Here is a 22452-nt window from a genome sequence, read left to right on the forward strand (position 1 = left end):
ACAGGGGAGAGGGGGAAGGGCAGAGCTGTCCCCTCTCCCCACAAAGGAGAGAAGGAAGGGCAGAACGAGTGCGAATTCACTGACCGTGCACAACTGTCCCCTCTCCCTTTCAGGGAGAGGGCTAGGGTGAGGGAAAAAGGCCGCACACAACCTGGGAGCAACAATGTTTACCTTTATTAAAAAAGTCATCAAGACCGGCACCGCGACCCACTCCTATCCGCTGGAGCCGATGCCGGTGGATAAAAACTTCCGCGGCAAACCGGAGCACAATCCGCAGCAGTGCATCGGCTGCGCGGCCTGCGTGAATGCCTGTCCGTCTAACGCCCTGACGGTAGAGACCGATCTGGCGACTAACCAGCTGGCGTGGCAGTTCAACCTCGGGCGCTGTATTTTCTGCGGCCGCTGTGAAGAGGTCTGCCCGACGGCGGCGATTAAGCTGTCGCAGGAGTATGAACTGGCGGTGTGGAAAAAAGAGGATTTCCTCCAGCAATCGCGCTTTGCCATTTGCCACTGTCGGGTCTGCGCGCGGCCTTTCGCGGTACAAAAAGAGATCGACTACGCCATTGCGCTGCTTAAGCACAACGGCGATACCCGCGCCGAATTTCACCGCGAAAGTTTTGAGACCTGCCCGGAATGCAAACGCCAGAAATGCCTGGTGCCGTCCGATCGTATTGAACTGACTCGCCACATGAGGGAGGCCAGCTGATGAGCAATTTATTAGGCCCGCGCGATGAAAACGGCATTCCGCTGCCGATGACGGTGGATGAATCCATCGCCAGCATGAAGGCCTCGCTGCTGAAAAAAATCAAACGTTCCGCCTATGTTTACCGCGTCGACTGCGGCGGCTGTAACGGCTGTGAAATCGAGATTTTCGCCACCCTTTCGCCGCTTTTTGACGCCGAACGCTTCGGGATTAAAGTAGTTCCGTCGCCGCGCCATGCCGATATTCTGCTGTTTACCGGCGCGGTGACCCGCGCGATGCGTTCGCCGGCGCTGCGCGCATGGCAATCGGCGCCGGATCCGAAAATCTGCATCTCTTACGGCGCCTGCGGCAACAGCGGCGGTATCTTCCACGATTTGTACTGCGTATGGGGCGGCACCGACAAAATTGTGCCGGTCGATGTCTATATTCCGGGCTGTCCGCCGACGCCTGCCGCCACGCTGTACGGTTTTGCGATGGCGCTCGGTTTGCTGGAGCAAAAAATCCACGCCCGCCAGCCGGGCGAGCTTGACGAACAGCCCACCGAACTGTTGCATCCCAACATGGTTCAGCCGCTGCGGGTACGTATCGATCGCGAAGCGCGCCGTCTGGCCGGCTATCGCTATGGCCGCCAGATCGCCGACGACTATATGCGTCTGCTGGGGCAGGGAGATAATCAGGTACTGCGCTGGCTGGAGGCGGAGAAAGATCCGCGTCTGACCGAGATCGTCACGCACCTGAATCAGGTGGTCGAGGGGGCGCGTATCCGATGAGCGAGACGGTGGTGTTCAGTCAACTGAGCCGTAAATTTATTGATGAGAACGACGCGACGCCGGATCAGGCGCAGCAGGTGGTCTATTACAGCCTGGCGATTGGCCACCACCTCGGCGTCATCGACTGCCTGGAAGCGGCGTTAAGCTGCCCGTGGGAGGACTATCTGGCGTGGATTGGCACGCTGGAGGCGGGCAGCGCCGCGCGGCGCAAAATGGAAGGCGTACCGAAGTATGGCGAGATCGTTATCGACAGCAATCACGTGGCGATGCTGGCTAATGCCTTTGATAAAGCGCAGTCCGCGCAGACCCCGGAGCAGCAGGCGTGGAGTAAAACCCTGCTCAGCATGCTGCACGATATTCACCAGGAAAGCGCCATCTATCTGATGGTGAGGAGACTACGTGACTGACGTTTTACTGTGTGTCGGCAACAGCATGATGGGCGATGACGGCGCAGGCCCGCTGCTGGCTGAAATGTGCGCGGCCAATCCGGTCGGCGGCTGGGTGGTGATTGACGGCGGCAGCGCGCCGGAAAACGATATCGTCGCCATCCGCGAGCTGCGCCCGACCCGGCTACTGATCGTCGACGCGACCGATATGGGGCTTAATCCCGGCGAAATCCGTATTGTCGACCCGGACGATATCGCCGACATGTTTATGATGACCACCCACAACATGCCGCTTAACTATCTTATCGATCAGTTAAAAGAGGATGTTGGCGAGGTGATTTTTGTGGGCATTCAGCCTGATATTGTCGGTTTCTATTACCCGATGACTCAGCCTGTTAAGGATGCCGTCGCGACGGTATACGCGCGGCTTGATGGCTGGCAGGAGCAGGGCGGTTTTGCCGCGCTGGAAGCGGCCGAGGAAGCGGCGTTCCCCGGCCTGCCGGGAACGTCTCAGCGATTTTGAGGCCACCAACACCGGCAGTTTCAGCCAGCGTGGTGAATAAAATAACGGCAGGCCGTACGGACCGTAGGCCGGGTAAGGCGTAAGCCGCCACCCGGCAATACCGACTACTCCAGATCCGCCCCGTTGCTGGCGATGACCTTCTTATACCACCAGAACGATTTCTTGCGCTTGCGCGCAAGCGTGCCGTTTCCGGCATCGTCGCGATCGACATACACGAAACCGTAGCGCTTGCTCATCTCGCCGGTGGAGGCGGAGACCAAATCGATACAGCCCCAGCTGGTATAGCCGATGACCGGAATGCCATCATCGATGGCGTCGCGCATCGCCTTGATGTGTTCACGCAGATAGCTAATGCGGTAGTCGTCGTTGATTTCGCCGTTGGCGTCGATCTCATCGCGCGCGCCGAGTCCGTTTTCCACGAGGAATAGCGGTTTCTGATAGCGGTCATACATCATGTTCATGGTGATGCGCAGACCGAGCGGATCGATACCCCAGCCCCATTCGCTGGCCGCAATATACGGATTCTTCAGCGACTTGACGATATTGGCGGCGTTGGTGTTGCTGGCGTTCATCTCCGCTGACGCGCAGCGCGAGGCGTAATAGCTAAAGGAGACGAAATCGACGGTGTTTTTAAGGATTTCGTCGTCGCCCGGCTGTTTGGCAATAGTGACGCCTTTCTCGCGGAATACCCGCGCGGCCCACACCGGATAGGCGCCGCGTGCCTGCACATCGATAAAGAACAGGTTTTCACGATCTTTTTCCAGCGCCATCCAGACATCTTCCGGCTTACAGGAATACGGGTAGAAGTTACCGCCCGCCAGCATGCAGCCGACCTGGTTTTGCGGGTTGACCTGATGGGCTATTTTTGTCGCCAGCGCGCTAGCCACCAGCTCGTGATGCGCGGCCTGGTATTTCACCTGCTCCTGATTTTCTCCCTCCTCAAACACCAGACCGGCGCCGGAGTAGGGACTATGCAGCATGATGTTGATTTCATTGAAGGTAAGCCAGTATTTCACCAGTCCGTCAAACGCTTCAAAGCAGGTGCGCGCATAGTGGCTGAAGAAATCGACCATCTTCCGGTTACGCCAGGAGCCATATTCCGTCACCAGATGCATCGGTACATCAAAGTGGCACAGGGTGACCAGCGGTTCGATCCCGTACTTTCTGCACTCTTCGAACATCGCACGGTAGAACGCGATACCTTCCGGGTTTGGCTGTTGTTCATCACCGCGCGGGAACAGGCGGCTCCAGGCGATAGAGGTACGAAAGACGCTAAATCCCATCTCCGCCATCAGGGCGATATCCTCTTTATAGCGATGGTAAAAATCGATCGCCACGTGGCTTGGATAAAATTCGTCTTCGCGAAGCGTAAAGCGCTTCTCCTGACCCAGCTTTACCGCCAGGCGATGGGCGCCGTGCGGAATAGTATCAACGGTCGTCAGCCCTTTGCCGCCCTCAAGATAAGCGCCTTCAGACTGGTTAGCGGCCAGAGCGCTGCCCCATAAAAATCCGTGTGGAAAACTCGACATGCGTTACCTCGCGTTCAAAAAAGTGTTCAGGCGTGAGTGGCCGCGCCCTGGCGCTGTCTGGCGTCGGCGGCGGCATTTTCTACCGGGATATCTTCAAAACCGAGCAGCAGCGTCAGCACAAAGGAGAGCACCACCGACAGCGCCATCACGCCAAAGACCCAAACGATAGTCATCGGATTGGCCGGATCGAAAAACTGGACGCTGGTGAACAGCCCCGGCGCCGCCATCGAATGGCTGGCCAGCCCGGCAATCCCCGCCACCGCGCCGCAAATAAAGCCACTGATTAAGCTGGCGACCAGCGGGCGTTTCAGACGTACCGCCACGCCGTACAGCGCCGGTTCGGAAATCCCGGCCAGAATCGCCGATGCCGCTGCCGCTAATGCGGTCTGGCGCAGCTCCGGGTTTTTGGTTTTCCACGCCACCGCCAGCGACGATCCGCCCAGCGACAGGTTGGCACCGATTTCCGATGGCATCACCATGCCCTCTTTGCCGGTTTCGGCGATGGTTTGAATGATGGTTGGCGTAAAGACGCGGTGCATGCCGGTCATCACCAGCAGCGGCCAGAGTCCGCCCATGATCGCCACCGACAGCCAGCCGAGATAGCTATGGATCGTGTACACCAGCGCGGAGATCGCGCTGCCGATCCAGATGCCGAGCGGGCCAATCAGCAGGATCGCCAGCGGCGCGGCAATCAGCACGATCAGCATCGGTTTAAGGAAGTTTTTCGTCACCGCCGGGGTGATGCGATCGACCCAACGTTCGATATAAGAGAGACACCAGGTCATCACCAGCGCCGGGATCACCGTGTAGGTGTATTTCACCGCGGTAACCGGAATGAAGGCGAATTCAACGTGCTCGCCCTGCGCGGCTTTAGCCATTAATTCGATGAACCCCGGATGCACCAGCACCCCGGCGATGGCGATAGCCAGCGACATATTGGTTTTGAATTTTACCGCCGCGGAAGCGGCAACCATCAGCGGCAGGAAGAAGAACGCGCCGTCGCCGATAAGCGTCAGAATGGTCAGCGTCGGCGAGCCTTTTGGCAACGCGCCGCTCATCTCCAGGATCATCGCCAGCAGTTTGACCATCGATCCGCCGATAATCGCCGGGATCAGCGGCGACATGGTGCCGATCAGCGCATCAAGGATCCCGGCGCCGATGCGTTTTAAGGTCAGCGGCGGTTTCCCCTGCGGCTCCGCCGGGCGCAACTCGCCGGGCAGCAAATTCAGCACTTCGCGATACGCCTGCGAGACGGTATTGCCGATGATCACCTGGCACTGGTTATCGCTACGCACGACGCCAAGTACCCCTTGCAGCGCTTTTAGCGCCGGGGCGTCCACGCGTTGATTATCTTTCACCACGAAGCGCAGGCGGGTCATGCAGTGGGTCACGGCAACGACGTTATCTGCGCCGCCGATCGCCGTCAGGATCTGGTTCGCCAGGGCTGCATAATTTTTAGACATCGGATTTTATCCTGTTTTATCAATAGGGTACTGATTACACGCCAGCGCCTGACGGCGGCTATGCGCGGTATATGCATAGGAAACCGGTTCCACAAAATCATGATGAGTTTCATTGAGTCATACAAGAACTAAAAAACTCACTTTGCAAATTTGTGATTTTGATCGCTTTATAAGCAGGGGCAGAGCAACATCAGGGCGATGCCGACTGCTGAAAAACGGCGAGACGTGCAGTACACTGCAGGCAACTTAAGTTACAGGAAGAACCCCATGGCAACGATGCTGGAGGTTGCGAAGCGCGCGGGAGTATCAAAGGCGACCGTTTCGCGGGTGCTGTCGGGCAACGGCTATGTCAGCCAGGAAACCAAAGACCGGGTATTTCAGGCAATTGCCGAAAGCGGCTATCGGCCGAATCTGCTGGCGCGCAATCTGGCGACCAAAAAAAGCCAGACCATCGGGCTGGTGGTAACCAACACCCTTTATCACGGCGTTTATTTCAGCGAACTGCTGTTTCACGTGGCGCGGCTGACGGAAGATCAGGGGCGGCAGCTGATCCTTGCCGACGGCAAACACAGCGCGCAAGAAGAGCGCGAGGCGATTCAGTATCTGCTCGACCTGCGCTGCGACGCGATCATCATCTATCCGCGCTTTCTAAGCGTCGATGAAATGGATGAGATCATCGACAATCATCCGCAGCCGATCGTGGTGCTGAATCGTCGCCTGCGCCGCCACGCCAGCCACTGCGTATGGTCCGATCACAAAGCCTCGGCGCGGATGGCGGTTGAAAAGTTAATTACCAGCGGTCATCGCGACATTGCATTTATCACCGGTTCGCTGGATTCGCCTACCGGGGTTGAGCGTCTCTCTGGTTATAAAGACGCGCTGGCAGGCCAGGGGCTTCCCGTACGGCAAGAACTGATCGTCGAAGGGCGCTGGACGCCGCACACCGGTGCCGCCGCTGTCGAAGCGCTCAGCCAACGCGGCATCAGTTTCAGCGCGCTGGTCGCCAGTAATGACGACATGGCGATCGGCGCGATTAAGCAACTGCACCAGCAGGGGATCGCGGTGCCGCAGCAGGTATCGGTGATCGGTTTCGATGACATCGCGCTGGCGCCGTATGTGATCCCCTCGCTCTCCAGCGTTAAAATTCCGGTCACCGAAATGATGAAAGAGAGCATCAACAGGCTGATCTTTATGCTCGACGGCGGCGAATTTAAATATCAGCAAACTTTCCCCGGCGAGCTGATTGAACGCGAGTCGTTGGCGCGCGGCCCGCATGCCTGATGTCGTCATCTGTCATCGTCAGTTGTGACGATGACAGCGGCTGTTAATTTAATTCCCTTAAATTTCAATTAAATAAAAGTTGGAACGTATTATGCATAATCCGGCGCGTTAACTTCTTTCCGCTGGAGAAATGGATGAACCGTTTCATTATCGCCGATGCGAGCAAATGCATCGGCTGCCGCACCTGTGAAGTGGCCTGCGTGGTCTCTCATCAGGAAAATCAGGATTGCGCCGCGCTGACGCCGCAGTCGTTCCTGCCGCGTATTCACGTGATCAAAGGCGTCAATGTGTCGACGGCGACGGCCTGTCGTCAATGTGAAGACGCGCCATGCGCCAACGTCTGCCCGAACGGCGCCATCAGTCGCGATAAAGGCTTTGTCCACGTGATGCAGGAGCGCTGCATCGGCTGTAAAACCTGCGTTGTCGCCTGCCCGTATGGGGCGATGGAAGTGGTGGTGCGCCCGGTCGTTCGCCACAGCGGCGCCGGGTTGAACGTCATGGCGGAAAAAGCCGAAGCCAACAAGTGCGACCTGTGCCACCAGCGCGATAGCGGCCCGGCCTGCATTGAAGCCTGCCCGACGCACGCGCTGGTTTGCGTCGACCGCAACAAGCTTGAGCAGATGAACCTCGAAAAACGTCGCCGTACGGCGCTGGCCTGGTAATACGCCGCATGAACGGGGTGCAAATCCGCATTCGCGGCAAAGTGCAGGGGGTGGGTTTCCGCCCCTTCGTCTGGCAACTGGCGCGACAAATGGCGCGCGGCGGCGATGTCTGTAACGACGGCGACGGCGTGCTGGTCAGGCTGATCGGCGACGACGGTGGTTTTACCGCCGCGTTGGCCCGTCACTGTCCGCCGCTGGCGCGTATTGACAGCACCGACTGCACCCCGTTTCACTGGCATAAGCTTCCTCAGGATTTCACCATTCGCCACAGCGGCGGCGGCAGTATGCGCACGCAGATTGTTCCCGATGCCGCAACCTGCCCGGCGTGCCTGGCGGAGATGAACGATCCGCAAGAACGCCGCTACCGCTACCCCTTTATCAACTGTACCCACTGCGGGCCGCGCTTCACCATTATTCGCGCCATGCCATACGATCGCCCCTTTACCGCGATGGCGCCGTTCCCGCTGTGTCCGCGCTGCGCTGCCGAGTATCGGGAGCCTGCCGATCGCCGTTTTCACGCCCAGCCGGTGGCCTGTGCCGATTGCGGCCCGCAGCTGGAGTGGCGGGCGGGAACGCTAACGCTATTCGCTGAAGCGGCGCTGCAGGCGGCCATCGCGCGGCTGGCGGCGGGCGATATTGTGGCGATAAAAGGGATTGGCGGTTTTCATCTGGCCTGCGATGCCGGCAATAGCGTGGCGGTGGCAGCGCTGCGCGCGCGAAAACGGCGCCCGGCAAAACCGCTGGCGGTAATGCTGCCGACGGCAGCGGAGTTACCCGCGGCGGCGGCGGCGCTGCTGCGCTCGCCCGCCGCGCCGATTGTATTGCTGGCTAAAGCGCAGGTTCCCGGCCTGTGTGACGAGATTGCGCCAGGGCTTGCGGAAGTCGGGGTGATGCTGCCGTCTAATCCGCTGCAGCATTTACTTCTGCAGGCGCTGGCGCGCCCGATAGTGATGACCTCCGGCAACCTCAGCGGCCGCCCTCCGGCGTTGAGTAATCAAGAAGCGCTCACCGACTTAGCCGATATAGCCGACGGTTTTCTGCTACATAATCGCGATATCGTGCAACGTATGGACGATTCGCTGGTGCGCTCAAGCGGTGAGATGCTGCGCCGCGCCCGTGGCTATGTGCCGGATGCGCTGCCGCTGCCGCCGGGCCTGGATAATATTCCGCCGCTGCTGGCGCTGGGGGCGGATATGAAAAATACCTTCTGCCTGGCGCGCGGCGGCGCAGCGGTGCTGAGCCAGCATTTTGGCGATCTCGGCGAGGAGGGCGTCGAGCAACAGTGGCGCAGTGCGCTGCGGTTAATGCAGAGCATTTATGCGTTTGCGCCGCAGCGGGTGGTGGTTGACGCCCATCCCGGCTATCGCTCGACGCAGTGGGCGGCGTCAATGTCGTTACCGGTCGAGCCGGTACTGCATCACCATGCCCACGCGGCGGCTTGCCTGGCGGAACACCGCTGGCCGCTCGACGGCGGCGATGTGATCGCCCTGACCCTTGATGGCATCGGGATGGGGGAAAACGGCGCGCTGTGGGGCGGCGAATGCCTGCGGATGAACTACCGCGAATGCGAACATCTTGGCGGCCTCCCGGCCGTTGCGCTGCCGGGCGGCGATCTGGCGGCACGCCAGCCATGGCGAAATTTGTTGGCCCAGTGCCTGGCATTTATTCCCGACTGGCAGTCATACCCGCCAACCGCCGCGCTGGGGCAGCGAAACTGGCCGCTGTTGGCGCAGGCCATCGAACGCGGCATTAATTCGCCGCGCGCCTCTTCCTGCGGACGGCTGTTTGATGCCGTTGCCTGCGCGCTGGATTGCGCGCCGGAGAGCCTGAGCTACGAAGGCGAGGCGGCCTGTCGGCTGGAGGCGCTGGCCGCCAGCTGTCCGGGCGTCAGCCATCCGGTCACGCTGCCCTGGCGCGGCGGCGAGCTGGACTTATCCACCTTCTGGCGACAGTGGTTGCGCTGGCAGGCGACGCCCGCGCAGAAAGCCTGGGCCTTTCATGATGCGCTGGCCTGCGGGCTGGCGGCGATGGCGCGTGACTGCGCCGCTTCCCGCGGGATCGCGACAATCGTTTGTAGCGGCGGCGTACTGCATAATCAGCTGCTCGCCGCCCGCCTCAGCGATTACCTTTCTGATTTTACTTTGCTTTTGCCGCAGCAGCTTCCCGCTGGCGATGGCGCGATCGCCTACGGTCAGGCGGTGGTGGCCGCCGCCCGCTGGCAGTCTCAAAGGATTTAAGATGATAACGATGATTTTACGCCAACAGCCGCGTGCGGCGGCGCTGGTTCTGGGACTTATCGCCGCGAACGCCCTGGCCTGGCTATGGGCGTTTCAGGCGTTTGGCGATAGCGGGGCATTGATGGCCGCCAGTCTGCTGGCCTGGGGTTACGGTCTGCGCCATGCGGTCGACGCCGACCATATTGCGGCGATTGATAGCGTCACCCGCAAGATGATGCAGCAGGGGCGGCGGCCGTTTGGCGTCGGGGCGTGGTTTTCGCTAGGGCATTCGTCGATCGTAGTGCTGGCGTCGGCGGCGATTGCCGCGACGGCCACCGCCTTCAGCCAGCAGATGAGCTGGCTACACGATACCGGCAGCGTGATTGGCACCGCGGTATCGGCGCTGTTCCTGCTGGCGATGGCGCTGGTCAATCTGGTGATTTTGCGCAGCGTGTGGCGCAGCTTCCAGGCGTGGAAGCGCGGTGAAAAGGTCAGCGATGAGATAGTTAGCGGCGGCGGCATGATGAGCTGGCTGTTTGGCAAAACCTTCCGGCTGATAAGCCGCAGCTGGCAGATGTATCTGGTGGGCTTTTTGTTTGGTCTCGGCTTTGATACCGCCACCGAAATCGGCGTGCTGGGTATTTCCGCCGCCGGCGCGTCGAGCGGCATTTCGATTTGGTCGATAATGGTCTTCCCGGCGCTGTTCGCCAGCGGTATGGCGCTGGTGGATACGCTTGATAATGTGCTGATGGTCGGCGCCTACGGCTGGGCGTTCAGTAAGCCGCAGCGCAAGCTCTATTACAATATGACCATCACCGGTACCTCGGTGGTGGTGGCGTTGTTTATCGGCGGCCTGGAGGCGCTGGGGCTGTTAATGGATAAGTTCGCCTTAAGCGGCGGGGTGTGGCGCTGGGTAGGGGCGTTAAACGATAACCTCGGCGATGCCGGGTTTGTGGTGGTGGGGCTGTTCGTCGTTTGTTGGGCGCTGTCGGTGCTAAATTATCGCTGGCGCGGCTACGATAATCTGGCGCGCTAGGCTGGTTATTTTCCCGGCTTGCGCTGCGCTTAGCCGGGCTACCAGGACAATACTGTAGCCCGACTGTAGCCCGGCTAAGGCGTTTACGCCGCGAGCCGGGAAAACCATCACCTCACCAGAACTGTAGATACTGTTATCGGTTTGCAACTTTTTCGCTTTAGAAAAACGTTTATCGCGTGTCGTTTCAGAGGATATTGCGCTCCCGGTTAATTTTTCTGCAATATGTTTTCCGTGGCGCAGGGAGCGCACAGGGGGCGGCCAGTCGCCGCCGCCCCCTGTACCCCCGGGCTCTGGCCGCCAAAATCGCCACTTCGTGGTGCCTTCGACTTATCCCGGCAGGCTTCGGGTCGGGCCGAGGCAGCCTCCTTGCAAAACACGGCCCTCAGCCCGCATCCATGCGGGCTGCCCCGGCCTGCCTGTAACGTCTCAGCGATTTTGTGGCCACCAACAGCGGCAGTTTCAGCCAGCATGGTGAATAAATTAAAGGCAGGCCGCATGGACCGTAGGCCGGGTAAGCGTAGCGCCACCCGGCAAAACAGGGTCGCCTGGACGGTAATCACCTCACCAGTTGCTTGAGCAGCGCAAAGGCTTCCTTCATTTTATCTTCGCTCACCACAAAGGCCCGCAGCTGGTTTTCGGCATCCAGACCTTTCGCCACCAGCCCCTCTTTAGCGGCCACGATATTCCACGTCAGATCGTCGCGGCGGGTGTCGCCGGCCAGATGCAGCGGCAGATCCGGCGTTTTCACTTTCACCAGCATTGGCGGCAAGGTGAGCTCGCCCGCTTGCGCCAGCAAATTTTTACTCAGGCACATGGCGCTGAGTAAAATCGGCTGCAGGAACGGCAGTACCGTACCGTTGATTTCCGCGCAGTCGCCGAGCGCATAAATCGCCGGATCGCTGGTTTGCAGTTGGCTATTGACTACCACGCCGCGGTTAATCCGCAATCCGGCATGACGCGCCAGCGACGTTTCCGGGCGCAGGCCGGCGGCGGCCACCACCGCATCGACGGTTATCGCGCGCTGGCGGTCGAGGCTGACGCGAATGTCGTCGGCGGTTTGCTCCAGCCCCTCAAGCTGCGTTTTGAGCATCAGATGTACGCCCATCTCGGTAAGCCGATGCTGCAGGCGGCTGCTGGCCTCCGGCGGCATCAGCGCCGCCAGCACGCTGGCTGAGTTATCGACTACCGTTACCGCTTTACCGGCGCGGCAGAAATCCATCGCCAGTTCGCAGCCAATCAGGCCGCCGCCGACGATCAGCACGCGCTTCGCGTCGTGCAGCTGGCTCTGCGCCGCGCCATATTCGCGCTGGCTGTTCAGCGTCAGCATCAGCTCGCGCCCCGGCACCGGCGGGATAAACGGCGTCGCACCGGTGGCCAGCACCAGTTTGTCGTAGCGCCACTGGTTATCCTGGCTCTTCACTAACCGGTTTTCGGCGTCGATATCGCTTACCCAGGTATGGGGAAACAGACGCAGATTATACTGCTCGGCGAACTCGCCGGCGCTTTGCAGGGTCAGATCGTCGGCCTTCAGCCCGCGGCTGATGACATGGCTGAGATCCGGTTTGTTGTACTCATCCATGCTATCGGCGGCGATTAACGTCAGCGGAATTTGCGTATCCTGCTTACGAATATTTTTCACCAGCTGGCGGGCCGCGAAGCCCGAGCCGATGATGACGATGCCATCACTCATTTTGCCTCCGTCGCCAGTACGTCAAAGACATCTTTGCCAAGAGAACACTCAGGGCAGAGGAAATTGTCCGGCACTTCACTCCACGGCGTGCCCGGCTGTACATCCTGGTTAGGTTCGCCTTTCGCCGGGTCATAGACCCACTGGCACACGCTGCACTGCATCATGGGACCGAGATCGGCGGCCGCGGCGGCGGCACAGGCGCAGTCCCGTTGTTCCGGCGTTGTCGCTGCTTCAGCAACCGGCAGCGGCGAGAGGGCCCACTGGCGGGCGATGTCGCGTCCGTGTTGGCGGCACAGTTCCAGCGCGTCGATATCCGGACGCCATTTGGCTTTCAGGCTCAGCGACATCTCAAAACCGGCATCCTGCAGGCGGGTGGACAGGCGGTCTACCGCGCCGCCGCTCCAGCCGTGCGATCCAAAGGCGCTGGCGCGTTTATTGCGAAAACGCAGCCCGGTCATCTCTTCCACCAGCCCGGCGATTTTCGGCATCATTACGTTGTTCATGGTGGAGGTGCCCACCAGTACGCCTTTCGAGCGGAAAACGTTGGTCAGAATGTCGTTTTTGTCGCTGCGGGCGACGTTGAAGATTTTCACCGCCACCCGTGGATCAACCTCGGTGATCCCCTGCGCGATGGCGTCCGCCATCATGCGGGTGTTATTGGACATGGTGTCGTAGAAGAGGGTGATGCGATCTTCCTGATAATCCGCTGCCCACTCGAGGTATTTCTCGACGATTTGCGTCGGGTTATCGCGCCAGACCACGCCGTGGGAGGTGGCAATCATATCCACCGGCAGGTTGAAGCCGAGGATTTCAGTAATTTTCGGCGTCACCAGGCGGCTGAACGGCGTCAGGATGTTGGCGTAGTAGCGCTGGCACTGTTCGTACAGTTCAATCTGGTCTACTTCATCGTTGAACAGGTGTTCGTCGCAGTAGTGCTGGCCGAAGGCGTCGTTGCTGAACAGCACCGCGTCGCCGGTCAGGTAGGTCATCATGCTGTCAGGCCAGTGCAGCATCGGCGTTTCCACGAAGATCAGCTGTTTACCATTACCGATATCGAGAGTATCGCCGGTTTTCACCACGTGGAAGTTCCACTCCGGATGATGATGATGGCCGTTGATCGAGTCGATGGCGTTGGCGGTGCAGTAAATCGGCGTATCCGGGATCTGCATCATCAGTTCGGTCAACGCGCCGGCATGGTCCTCTTCGGCGTGGTTAATGACGATGTAGTCGAGGTCAGCCAGATCGATTTCGCTGCGCAGGTTCTGCACGAACTCGCGGCTGAATTTATGATCGACGGTATCGATCAGCACGTTTTTCTCTTCGCGGATGAGATAGCTGTTATAGCTGCTGCCGCGCAGCGTTTTATATTCGGTACCGTGGAAATCACGCACTTCCCAATCGCGTTGGCCAACCCAAAGAATGTTATTTTTAACCGCAATAGACATAGCAACCTCAATCAATACAGTGTGTTTAAACTCAGTTGATTGGCTTATATCAAGTTGCGTGCCAACTTTTTAATTCATTGATAATTAGCTATTTTTAATTTTTTCTGATTTTAGTTGCTGTCAAAATGACAATGATTAAAATAGTCGTTATGACAATGTGTATTGTCAAAATGACAATGGAGCGGCAATGAGTTTTTCCGTCGACGAGTTGGCGAGAATCGCCATTGATTTACAAAGCGATATCGGTCATGCCGACCGTTTTTCGCGCCTGATTACTACCCTGCGGCAGATTCTCGGCTGCGATGCCTCGGCGCTGCTGCGCTACGAGGCGCATCAGTTTGTGCCGCTGGCGATTGATGGCCTGGCGCAGGATGTGCTTGGTCGTCGCTTTGCCCTGGAAGGACACCCGCGGCTTGAGGCGATTGCGCGTGCCGGGGATGTGGTGCGCTTCCCGGCGGATAGCGACTTGCCCGACCCCTACGACGGGCTGATCCCCGGTCATGAGAGCCTGAAGGTTCACGCCTGCGTTGGCCTGCCGCTGTTCGCCGGGCAGACGCTGATTGGCGCGCTGACCCTTGACGGCATGGATGCCGACCGTTTCGATAGCTTCAGCGATGAAGAGCTGCGGTTGATTGCCGCGCTGGTGGCTGGCGCCTTGAATAACGCGCTGCTCATCGCCCGCCTTGAGGCGCAAAACGTGTTGCCGGCGCAGCCGGTGGATTACGCGCAGCCTGAGCGTCAGGAGATTATCGGCCTGTCGGCGCCTATGCTGCAGCTGAAAAAAGAGATCGATATCGTCGCCGCCTCGGATTTAAACGTACTGATTAGCGGCGAAACCGGCACCGGTAAAGAGCTGGTGGCGAAGGCGGTGCATCAGGGGTCGCCGCGAGCAGCTAATCCGCTGGTCTATCTCAACTGCGCGGCGCTGCCGGAAAGCGTGGCGGAGAGCGAGCTGTTCGGCCATGTGAAAGGGGCGTTTACCGGGGCTATCAGCAACCGCAGCGGTAAATTTGAGATGGCTGATAACGGCACCCTGTTCCTTGACGAAATCGGCGAACTGTCGCTGGCGCTGCAGGCGAAACTGCTGCGCGTGCTGCAGTATGGCGATATTCAGCGCGTCGGCGATGACCGCAGCCTGCGGGTCGATGTGCGGGTGCTGGCGGCGACTAACCGCGATCTGCGCCAGGAGGTGGTGGAAGGGCGCTTTCGCGCCGATCTGTACCATCGGCTGAGCGTCTTCCCGCTATCGGTTCCGGCGCTACGCGAGCGAGAAAACGATGTGGTGCTGCTGGCGGGCTATTTCTGTGAGCAGTGTCGCCTGCGGATGGGGCTGGCGCGGGTCATTTTGGCTGAGGCGGCGCGAAACAGGCTGCAGCAGTGGTCCTGGCCGGGCAACGTGCGCGAACTGGAGCATGCTATTCACCGGGCGGTGGTGCTGGCGCGGGCCACCCAGGCCGGCGATGAAGTGGTGCTGGAGCCGCAGCATTTCCAGTTTGCGGTGGCGGCGCCGATGTTGCCGACTGAGACGGCGGCAGCGGCGCCAGCGACGGGAAACGTCAATCTGCGCGAGGCGACCGAAGCTTTTCAGCGAGAAGCGATTAGCCGCGCGCTGGAGGCGAACCAGCGCAACTGGGCGGCGACCGCCCGTGCGCTGGAACTGGACGTCGCCAACCTGCATCGGCTGGCGAAACGTCTGGGGCTTAAAGGATCCCTGCCTGGTAAAAGTTCTGCAGGTTGATGGCGCCGACCAGTTGGCCGTTTTCATCCACTACCGGCGCGGCGCTGATTTTGTGTTTCATCAACCGCTCTTTGGCTTCCACCGCGCGGCTTTCCGCCTGCAGCGTCACGCCGTTGCGGGTCATCGCCTGAGTGACGTCATCGTTGAGCGTACCGCCAGCAACCAGCCAGCGGCGCAGGTCGCCGTCGGTGAAAACGCCCTGCACGCGGTTGGCTTCATCGCAGACCGCCACCAGGCCGAGTCCGGTTCGGCTTAGTTCAAGCATGGCGTCCATGACGTTAGCCTCGGTATTGACCCGCGGCACTTCTTCGTCGCGGCGCATCAGGTGATGCACTTTGTTCAGCAGACGCGCGCCGAGGGCGCCCGCCGGGTGGGAACGGGCGAAATCTTCTTCATTGAAACCGCGCGCCTGCATCACCGCCATCGCCAGCGCGTCGCCCAGCATCAGCGTGTTGACGGTGCTGGAGGTCGGGGCCAGATGCATCGGACAGGCTTCACGCTCCACGGCGATATCCAGCACCGCTTTCGCCGCCAGCGCCAGCGGCGAGGTGGATTTGCCGGTCATCGCCAGCAGCGGAATGGATTTCTCTTCCAGCCGCGGCACGATGAGATCCAGCTCTTTCGCGCTGCCGGAGTAGGAGATAAACAGCATCACGTCGCGGCTATCGAGCATGCCGAGATCGCCGTGCAGGGCTTCCGCCGGATGGACGAAAAAGGCCGGGGTGCCGGTGCTGGCGAAGGTTGCCGCCAGCTTTTTACCGATGTGGCCGGATTTACCGATACCGGAGACAATCAGTTTGCCCTCGCAGTGGATGATGGTTTCCGCCGCGCGGATGAAGTCGTCGCCCAGGCGCTCCGGCAGGCGGCTCGCCTCCTGTAGTTCAAGCATCAGGGTCTGGCGTCCGGCCTCTAACAAAAAGTTACTCATGATGTTCTCCAGTAATAATGACTTCAATACCTTTTGCTTCCAGCGCCCGCTGGAATTCAGGGTCAATATCGGCATCGGTAATCAATTTATCCACGCGCTCAAGGCCGCAGACAATATTGGGACTTTTACGGCCAAACTTTGATGAGTCGGCCATCAGGATCACTTCGCGGGCGGCGTTACACATCGCCTTACTTACGGTATAGACCTCGTTAAAGGTGGTGACGCCCGCGACCAGATCAATGCCGTCGGTGCCCATAAACAGCTTGTCGAAGCTGAATTGTTCGAAGGCATTTTCCGCCAGTTGGCCGTGAAAAGAGGCCGATTTTTTACGGAAGGTGCCGCCCGGCATCAGGATGGTCTGCTCGTTATCGAGCTCGGAAAGCGCGTTGACGATATGCAGGCTGTTGGTCATCACCGTAATGTTATTGAAGCGGCTCAGCAACGGCACCATCTGCAGCACGGTGCTGCCGGCGTCGAGGATAATTGAATCGCCATCGTGGATGTATCGCACGGCGGCCTCGGCAATCTGCGCTTTCTTATGAGTGTTGATCAGCGTCTTGTGGTCGATAGGCGGGTCGGCCTCGTCTTTATTTAACACTACGCCGCCGTAGGTGCGGATGACGGTCCCTGCATTCTCCAGAATCACCAGATCCTTGCGGATAGTGGTGCCGGTGGTGTCGAAGTGTTGCGCCAGCTCTTCGACCGAGCATTTGCCCTGCGATTGCAGGTGCTCGAGAATGGCTGCCTGGCGCTGACGTGGTTTCATAGGCGTTGTATCCTGCGTTTAAGTTTCGAAGTGATAATTTCGCAAGATATTAACTTTCACAACGAAATTATGCATGTTTCGGATTAAGCGCTAATGATAGTGCATTCTGACAGAGCGGATCATTGGGAAAGATCACATCAGGCTGCAATTCCTCGAGATGTTTACCGGTAAGCGTGGGGATTTTTCGCGGGCTGGCGAAGACGGTGAGGCCCTTCATCAACAGCGTATCGCAAATACGATCGTTTTCATCGACGGCGATAGCGACAATCGCGCGCGGTTTAAAGCGCCCGGAGGAACGGCCAACGCCAACGCGGCCCTGCTGGCAAAGGCGATCAAAGGCGCGATTGAAGCGGCGAATTTGCCAGCCGCCGAAAGCCAGCTGAGTCAGCCAGGCGATAGCGGCGACGGTGATTAATGCGGTAACCATAATGTCTCCTGAAGGTGTGATGCCGGGGATAACCCGGGTACCGTTTTTTGTCGGGTGGCGGCTAACGCCTGACCCGACCTACGCCGGCATATGGTCAGTAGGCCCGCGCAAGCGTAGCTCCGCTGGGCAATAACCGCGGGTAAAGAGCTACTTTCGCGCCGGATGGCGGCTGCGCCTTATCCGGCCTACGGTCCGTGCCATTGTGAGCTTAAGATCTCTATCTTGTAACCATGGCTACTGAAACTGCGGTGTTGGTGGCCTCAAAATCGCTGAGACGTTCCCGGAAGGCCGGGGCAGCCCGCATGGATGCGGGCTGAGGGCCGTGATTTGCAGGGACGCTGCCTCGGCCCGACCCGGAGCCTGCCGGGATAAGTCGAAGGCACCACGAAGTGGCGATTTTGGCGGCCAGAGCCCGGGAGTACAGAGGGCGGCGGCGACTGGCCGCCCTCTGTGCGCTCCCTGCGCCATGAGAGCCATAACGCAGAAGAAATATCGGGAGCGCAATCTGCTCTGAAATAATAAAAAACAACTGTTTTTCCCCAATCAAAACCGTTGCAAACCGATAACAGTATCTATGGTTTTTTTGCCCGGATAAGCGCAGCGCCATCCGGGAACCTTTTAAAACATCACCTGGCCGCCGGTGACGTTAATCGACTGCCCGGTGCAGTACGACGCCTGCGGGCTGGCGTAAAACATCAATACATTCAGCACATCCTGGTAATCGCAGCCGCGTTTCAACGGCACCTTATCGATGTAGTACTGCTCGACTTCGCTCTCATCAATGCCGAGCTTGGTGGCGTACTGCGGCAGCAGCGACTGGAACATCGGTGATTTCAACAGATTGCCGAGCATCAGCGAATGCACGGTAATGCCGTATTCCGCCAGATCCAGCGCCAGCGACTGGGTCAGCCCGACGCCGCCGAACTTCGCCGCGCTATAGCCTGAGTTATGCTTACTGCCGACTTTGCCGGATTTCGAGTTGATCTGAATGATGCGACCTTTGATGCCATCGCGGATCATCAGCCGTGAGAACTCGCGGGCGCAGAGGAAATAGCCCACCAGGTTGACCTGCAGCGAGCGGTCAAAATCGCCCAGCGCGAAGTCGCTAATAAAGGCGGCCTTAGCGATACCGGCGCTGTAGACCAGGAGATCGACGCGCGTGAAAATCTCATCTACGCCGTGGGCCAGCGCCGTGACGCTGGCTTCGCTGGTGGCGTCGGCGCCGAAGCCGTATGCCGTACCTTCGCCATATTCAGCGTTGATCTCCTGGGCGACGCGGCTGGCTTTTTCACTTTGGATATCGACCACCGCCACGCGGTAGCCCTCGGCGGCCAGACCGCGGCACAGAAACTCTCCTAAGGTTTGTCCGCCACCTATGACAACAGCAACCTGATTCATCTTTCTCTCCTTCTAAGCAACAAATTTCAGTACACAGCCGGTCGCGATGGCGTCCGGTACCGGGCCCGCGACGTGAACGGTTCCGGGAAACTCCGCCTGACGATGGCCGTCAAAGCGCAGGGTGATGTGGCCCAGCTCGCGCAGGTTTTGCTCGGCGACCTCGCCGACGGCGGTCACCGGATAATGCCGATCGCCGAGCTGTAGCTCTGCGCCCGGGCGCAGCTCGCCGCACAGCTCGCCGTGGTTGTGAATAAAGCAATACTCTTCGATATCCGCCGGGGCGCCCTCGCGGAAGGTAATGAGCATCTGTTCTTCCAGCGCCGTCGCCGCGCTGGCGCCGATACGGGTAATAGTGGTGTGGTAAATGACGGTCATCTTCAGGAACCTCTTATTGGTAAATAAATCCGGAAACGAACCACGCGATCAGCACGGTTGGCGCGCCGGTGAGGAAGCGGCTGACCAGCACCGACGGCACGCCGACGCGTACGGTATCCTGACGGGCTTCGGCCAGCGACAGGCCTACCGGGATAAAATCGCAGGCGGCCTGGGCATTAATGGCAAACAGCGCGGGCAGGGCGAGGTGCGGTGGAATGTTGCCAAGGCCAATCTGGACGCCAATCAGCACGCCGATCACCTGGGCTATCACCGCGCCGGGGCCGAGAAACGGCGATAACAGCGGGAAGGAGCAGATCAGCGCCAGCGTCACCAGCCCCAGCGGATGGCTGGCGAGCGGCGCCAGGCCGTGGGCAATCCAATCGCCGATGCCGGAGGCCATGATGATGCCGATCAGCGCCGAGACGAAGGCCATAAACGGCAGAATGGTTTTCAGCACCGTATCAATGGTGTCGCGCCCGGCCTGGAACAGCACCGCGACCACTGAACCCATCCCCATCCCGACCTTAGCCAGCAGGCCGTCGCTCTGTTCGGTAATCTTCTTGCTGGTATCGTAATCGCGGCCCGCGGCGGGGAGTGGTTGCACTGCCGTCTCGCCGCTATCTTCCAGCAGTTTGATGTTCTCTTCTTTTACTCCGGAGACGTAAATATCTTCGACGATGTACTGCGCCAGCGGCCCGGATTTACCGGTGGCGTGGATGTTGATGGTCGGAATACGGCGCTTCGGATAGAGGCCGCAGCGTAGGGTACCGCCGCAGTCAATAATGGCGATGCCGATTTCGCTTTCCGCCGGTTCACCCTCTTTAAATCCATCAACCGCCTGCCAGCCGGTCAGGCTGGCGAGCGTATCGACGATCGCCGGGCGGGTGCCTGCGGTGATATAGACAATCTTTTTGCCCTCAACGACGTCGAGCTCAAGCGGGCCGCCCCAACCGCCGGTCCCTTTTTCAATACGAATACGGGTCATGATGTCGCTCCTGACAGACGCACTTTCTGGTCAAGTTGAATCGCCATTTTTCTCTCGAAAATAGAGGTGGTCAGGTCGGTGACCCAGCCGCGGAAGAAGTTGGTTACCAGGCCAACCAGCAGGTAGCTCACCGCCAGCGGGCCAAGCGGCAGGCCTAGCGTGGTGAGGCCGTTGGCGATGCCGAGATAAACAAACAGCTCGCCGGGGTTGATGTGCGGAAACAGTCCGTTCATCGAATGACAGCTATAGGAGGCCGCCGCGTAGTAGCTCGGTTTGTATTTCTCCGGCATAAAGCGGCCAAGGCTTAAGGTCATGGGATTGCAGAAGACAAAGGTGCCGATGCAGGGCAGCAGCAGGTAACGGGTAAGCGGGTTGCCGGCGCAGCGCTGCGCCAGCTTTTCGATCCGCTGCTGGCCGATAAAGTTGATCAGCGCGTTCATGATCACCAGCAGGCTTATCAGCAGCGGTAGGATCCCGGTCACCATACCGGTAAACACCTCGCCGCCTTTCTGAAACAGGCCGATGAACCACTCAGCGCCGTGGGTAACGATTTCAATCATTGTTCTCTCCTTCAGCGTGTTATTTTTCTTGCTAACTGGAGGCTGATTTTAATCACTTTGAAAGGTTTAAAAGTGTTAAATTGATCGCAAAATGAAAGATAAATATTTTATTTTGAAAGTTTATGCGCGATGAGTGAAAAAATTAACGTGCGGATCGAATGCGGAGAACGTGCAAAAAAAGAACTATTTTGTCTGCAAATGTATTGCCGCTTCCTTGTTGGCGGGCGCATGCTTTACCATAATTACCCTTTGCCGATTTTGTTAAATGGAATTCCCATGTTGAAGCGTCGCTATCTGGCTTTACTCCCTTTATGTGCACTTCTCGCTGCCTGCAGCAGCAAACCTAAGACCCCCGCGGAAGCGGAGATGGCGAGCGGAACCGGCGGCTTTTTGCTGGAACCGCAGCATAACGTGATGCAGATGGGCGGCGATTTCGCCAATAACCCAGCGGCGGCGCAGTTCATCGATAAGATGGTGGCGAAGCACGGCTTCGATAGACAGCAGCTCCAGGAGATCCTGTCGCAGGCCAAGCGCCTGGACTACGTGTTGCGACTGATGGATCGCCAGGCGCCAAGCGGGCTGCCGCCGACCGGGCCAAACGGCGCCTGGTTACGCTATAAGAAACAGTTTATTACGCCGGATAACGTGCAGAACGGCGTGGTGTTCTGGAACCAGTATCAGGACGCGCTGAACCGCGCGTATCAGGTCTACGGCGTACCGCCGGAAATCATCGTCGGCATTATCGGCGTGGAAACCCGTTGGGGCCGGGTGATGGGCAAAACGCGCATCCTCGATGCGCTGGCGACGCTGTCGTTCAACTACCCGCGCCGCGCGGAATACTTCTCCTCTGAGCTGGAAACCTTCCTGCTGATGGCGCGCAGCGAAAGCGATGACCCGCTGGATCTGAAAGGCTCCTTTGCCGGCGCGATGGGCTACGGCCAGTTTATGCCGTCGTCCTATAAGCAATACGCGGTGGACTTCAACGGCGATGGACATATCAACCTGTGGGATCCGGTTGATGCCATCGGCAGCGTGGCGAACTACTTTAAACAGCACGGCTGGGTGAGCGGCGATACCGTTGCGGTGCAGGCGCTGGGCCAGGCGCCGGGTCTGGATAACGGCTTTAAAACCAAATACAGCATTTCACAGCTGTCGGCGGCGGGGTTAACCCCAACGCAGCCGCTGGGCAACCATCAGCAGGCCAGCCTGCTGCGGCTGGATATCGGTACCGGGTACCAGTACTGGTATGGCCTGCCGAACTTCTACACTATCACCCGATATAACCACAGCACCCACTACGCGATGGCTGTCTGGCAGCTGGGGTTGGCGGTTTCGCAGGCCCGCGGCGGGTATTGATCCTTTCATCCAGCCGACATATTTCGAGTTCCCCGGATAGCGGCGCGTAGCGCCTTATCCGGGCTACGGTCTGGTATCCGTTTGGTAGCCCCGGTAAGCGCAGCGCGACCGGGGACATCTTCCCCGTGACGCCGCGCTTATCCTCCGGTTTTTCCCGTCTGCATGCCTGTTGTTGACCTTTGTTACATTTCCTCTCGCTGACGCAGATTTACATT

Annotated in this window: 21 protein-coding genes; 10 read left to right on the forward strand and 11 right to left on the reverse strand. The window is 59.1% G+C overall.

From position 1 onward, the window contains the following. Positions 1-163 precede the first annotated feature (163 nt). Genes ABLV78_RS05400 through hycI form a run of 4 tightly spaced genes read left to right on the forward strand, consistent with a single transcriptional unit; the run spans position 164 to position 2382 of the window. Positions 164-706, forward strand: a complete 543-nt coding sequence (locus ABLV78_RS05400) for a formate hydrogenlyase complex iron-sulfur subunit (protein ID WP_047044114.1) — start codon at positions 164-166, stop codon at positions 704-706. Beyond that, complete coding sequence (locus ABLV78_RS05405; RefSeq protein WP_045395384.1) at positions 706-1473, forward strand: NADH-quinone oxidoreductase subunit B family protein; 768 nt, start codon at positions 706-708, stop codon at positions 1471-1473. Before ABLV78_RS05400 ends, ABLV78_RS05405 begins: the two co-directional genes overlap by 1 nt. Continuing rightward, positions 1470-1880, forward strand: coding sequence for a formate hydrogenlyase maturation HycH family protein (locus ABLV78_RS05410; protein WP_045395386.1), 411 nt, complete (start codon positions 1470-1472; stop codon positions 1878-1880). Before ABLV78_RS05405 ends, ABLV78_RS05410 begins: the two co-directional genes overlap by 4 nt. Then, positions 1873-2382 carry a hydrogenase maturation peptidase HycI gene (hycI, locus tag ABLV78_RS05415; protein ID WP_047044116.1) on the forward strand — a complete coding sequence of 170 codons (510 nt, stop codon included), beginning with the start codon at positions 1873-1875 and terminating at the stop codon, positions 2380-2382. Before ABLV78_RS05410 ends, hycI begins: the two co-directional genes overlap by 8 nt. Before the next feature lie 104 nt (positions 2383-2486). Here the strand turns inward: hycI and ABLV78_RS05420 are convergent, their stop codons facing one another. Beyond that, entirely contained in the window at positions 2487-3911 is a 1425-nt protein-coding gene (locus ABLV78_RS05420; protein ID WP_047044118.1) for a 6-phospho-beta-glucosidase, read from the reverse strand. Between the two features lie 26 nt (positions 3912-3937). Then, the gene (gene ascF, locus ABLV78_RS05425) at positions 3938-5374 is read right to left on the reverse strand and encodes a PTS cellobiose/arbutin/salicin transporter subunit IIBC (RefSeq protein ID WP_047044120.1); all 1437 of its coding nucleotides are present in this window, start codon (positions 5372-5374) and stop codon (positions 3938-3940) included. 267 nt (positions 5375-5641) lie between these two features. On the opposite strand from ascF, the gene ABLV78_RS05430 reads away from it, so the two are divergent. The 4 genes from ABLV78_RS05430 (at position 5642) to ABLV78_RS05445 (ending at position 10569) form a co-directional block, all read left to right on the forward strand. Continuing rightward, positions 5642-6655: a LacI family DNA-binding transcriptional regulator gene (locus tag ABLV78_RS05430; RefSeq protein ID WP_047044122.1), complete on the forward strand. Its 1014-nt coding sequence runs from the start codon at positions 5642-5644 to the stop codon at positions 6653-6655. 134 nt (positions 6656-6789) lie between these two features. Further along, on the forward strand, positions 6790-7317 hold the full coding sequence (gene hydN, locus ABLV78_RS05435) for an electron transport protein HydN (RefSeq protein WP_015370036.1): 528 nt from the start codon (positions 6790-6792) through the stop codon (positions 7315-7317). Between the two features lie 8 nt (positions 7318-7325). Further along, positions 7326-9554, forward strand: a complete 2229-nt coding sequence (hypF, locus tag ABLV78_RS05440; protein ID WP_047044124.1) for a carbamoyltransferase HypF — start codon at positions 7326-7328, stop codon at positions 9552-9554. A 1-nt stretch (position 9555) separates the two neighbouring features. Continuing rightward, positions 9556-10569 (forward strand): HoxN/HupN/NixA family nickel/cobalt transporter, encoded by a 1014-nt coding sequence (locus ABLV78_RS05445; RefSeq protein WP_047044127.1) that lies wholly within the window; start codon positions 9556-9558, stop codon positions 10567-10569. Positions 10570-11125: 556 nt separating this feature from the next. Here the strand turns inward: ABLV78_RS05445 and norW are convergent. Then, positions 11126-12259, reverse strand: coding sequence for an NADH:flavorubredoxin reductase NorW (norW, locus tag ABLV78_RS05450; protein WP_047044130.1), 1134 nt, complete (start codon positions 12257-12259; stop codon positions 11126-11128). After that, entirely contained in the window at positions 12256-13704 is a 1449-nt protein-coding gene (norV, locus tag ABLV78_RS05455; protein ID WP_047044131.1) for an anaerobic nitric oxide reductase flavorubredoxin, read from the reverse strand. Before norV ends, norW begins: the two co-directional genes overlap by 4 nt. Positions 13705-13891: 187 nt before the next feature. Between norV and norR the strand changes: the two genes are divergently transcribed. Next, positions 13892-15442 (forward strand): nitric oxide reductase transcriptional regulator NorR, encoded by a 1551-nt coding sequence (gene norR / locus ABLV78_RS05460; RefSeq protein WP_047044132.1) that lies wholly within the window; start codon positions 13892-13894, stop codon positions 15440-15442. Here norR and gutQ read toward each other — a convergent pair. The 7 genes from gutQ to srlA all read right to left on the reverse strand — a co-directional run bounded on the left by gutQ (position 15405) and on the right by srlA (position 20881). Then, a complete protein-coding gene (gutQ, locus tag ABLV78_RS05465; protein ID WP_348865292.1) occupies positions 15405-16370 on the reverse strand; it encodes an arabinose-5-phosphate isomerase GutQ in 966 nt (321 codons plus the stop codon). The two genes, norR and gutQ, sit on opposite strands and share 38 nt — an antisense overlap. Further along, positions 16363-17136, reverse strand: coding sequence for a glucitol operon DNA-binding transcriptional repressor SrlR (gene srlR / locus ABLV78_RS05470; protein ID WP_020078110.1), 774 nt, complete (start codon positions 17134-17136; stop codon positions 16363-16365). The genes gutQ and srlR overlap by 8 nt, the downstream gene beginning before the upstream one ends. 67 nt (positions 17137-17203) lie before the next feature. After that, positions 17204-17563 carry a transcriptional regulator GutM gene (gene gutM / locus ABLV78_RS05475; protein WP_047044134.1) on the reverse strand — a complete coding sequence of 120 codons (360 nt, stop codon included), beginning with the start codon at positions 17561-17563 and terminating at the stop codon, positions 17204-17206. A 618-nt stretch (positions 17564-18181) separates the two neighbouring features. Then, positions 18182-18961, reverse strand: coding sequence for a sorbitol-6-phosphate dehydrogenase (gene srlD, locus ABLV78_RS05480; RefSeq protein WP_008806161.1), 780 nt, complete (start codon positions 18959-18961; stop codon positions 18182-18184). A 12-nt stretch (positions 18962-18973) separates the two neighbouring features. Further along, complete coding sequence (gene srlB / locus ABLV78_RS05485) at positions 18974-19336, reverse strand: PTS glucitol/sorbitol transporter subunit IIA (protein WP_015703247.1); 363 nt, start codon at positions 19334-19336, stop codon at positions 18974-18976. A gap of 13 nt (positions 19337-19349) precedes the next feature. Beyond that, a complete protein-coding gene (gene srlE, locus ABLV78_RS05490; protein ID WP_047044135.1) occupies positions 19350-20321 on the reverse strand; it encodes a PTS glucitol/sorbitol transporter subunit IIB in 972 nt (323 codons plus the stop codon). Further along, positions 20318-20881: a PTS glucitol/sorbitol transporter subunit IIC gene (gene srlA / locus ABLV78_RS05495; protein ID WP_015370048.1), complete on the reverse strand. Its 564-nt coding sequence runs from the start codon at positions 20879-20881 to the stop codon at positions 20318-20320. Before srlA ends, srlE begins: the two co-directional genes overlap by 4 nt. Positions 20882-21157: 276 nt before the next feature. On the opposite strand from srlA, the gene mltB reads away from it, so the two are divergent. Then, positions 21158-22237 (forward strand): lytic murein transglycosylase B, encoded by a 1080-nt coding sequence (gene mltB / locus ABLV78_RS05500; protein WP_045395411.1) that lies wholly within the window; start codon positions 21158-21160, stop codon positions 22235-22237. Positions 22238-22452 lie beyond the last annotated feature (215 nt).

Origin of the sequence: Klebsiella sp. CN_Kp075 (genome assembly GCF_040065055.2) — a bacterium.
In the GTDB taxonomy this organism is placed as follows: Bacteria; Pseudomonadota; Gammaproteobacteria; order Enterobacterales; family Enterobacteriaceae; genus Klebsiella; species Klebsiella aerogenes.

Coding starts and splice junctions, on each gene's coding strand:
- ABLV78_RS05400 (WP_047044114.1), top strand. CDS start 164: ATGTTTACCTTTATTAAAAAAGTCATCAAGACCGGCACCGCGACCCAC.
- srlE (WP_047044135.1), bottom strand. CDS start 20,321: ATGACCCGTATTCGTATTGAAAAAGGGACCGGCGGTTGGGGCGGCCCG.
- ABLV78_RS05445 (WP_047044127.1), top strand. CDS start 9,556: ATGATAACGATGATTTTACGCCAACAGCCGCGTGCGGCGGCGCTGGTT.
- norR (WP_047044132.1), top strand. CDS start 13,892: ATGAGTTTTTCCGTCGACGAGTTGGCGAGAATCGCCATTGATTTACAA.
- gutM (WP_047044134.1), bottom strand. CDS start 17,563: ATGGTTACCGCATTAATCACCGTCGCCGCTATCGCCTGGCTGACTCAG.
- mltB (WP_045395411.1), top strand. CDS start 21,158: ATGTTGAAGCGTCGCTATCTGGCTTTACTCCCTTTATGTGCACTTCTC.
- ABLV78_RS05405 (WP_045395384.1), top strand. CDS start 706: ATGAGCAATTTATTAGGCCCGCGCGATGAAAACGGCATTCCGCTGCCG.
- srlB (WP_015703247.1), bottom strand. CDS start 19,336: ATGACCGTCATTTACCACACCACTATTACCCGTATCGGCGCCAGCGCG.
- srlA (WP_015370048.1), bottom strand. CDS start 20,881: ATGATTGAAATCGTTACCCACGGCGCTGAGTGGTTCATCGGCCTGTTT.
- ABLV78_RS05410 (WP_045395386.1), top strand. CDS start 1,470: ATGAGCGAGACGGTGGTGTTCAGTCAACTGAGCCGTAAATTTATTGAT.
- srlR (WP_020078110.1), bottom strand. CDS start 17,136: ATGAAACCACGTCAGCGCCAGGCAGCCATTCTCGAGCACCTGCAATCG.
- ABLV78_RS05420 (WP_047044118.1), bottom strand. CDS start 3,911: ATGTCGAGTTTTCCACACGGATTTTTATGGGGCAGCGCTCTGGCCGCT.
- ascF (WP_047044120.1), bottom strand. CDS start 5,374: ATGTCTAAAAATTATGCAGCCCTGGCGAACCAGATCCTGACGGCGATC.
- hypF (WP_047044124.1), top strand. CDS start 7,326: ATGAACGGGGTGCAAATCCGCATTCGCGGCAAAGTGCAGGGGGTGGGT.
- srlD (WP_008806161.1), bottom strand. CDS start 18,961: ATGAATCAGGTTGCTGTTGTCATAGGTGGCGGACAAACCTTAGGAGAG.
- ABLV78_RS05430 (WP_047044122.1), top strand. CDS start 5,642: ATGGCAACGATGCTGGAGGTTGCGAAGCGCGCGGGAGTATCAAAGGCG.
- hydN (WP_015370036.1), top strand. CDS start 6,790: ATGAACCGTTTCATTATCGCCGATGCGAGCAAATGCATCGGCTGCCGC.
- norW (WP_047044130.1), bottom strand. CDS start 12,259: ATGAGTGATGGCATCGTCATCATCGGCTCGGGCTTCGCGGCCCGCCAG.
- norV (WP_047044131.1), bottom strand. CDS start 13,704: ATGTCTATTGCGGTTAAAAATAACATTCTTTGGGTTGGCCAACGCGAT.
- gutQ (WP_348865292.1), bottom strand. CDS start 16,370: ATGAGTAACTTTTTGTTAGAGGCCGGACGCCAGACCCTGATGCTTGAA.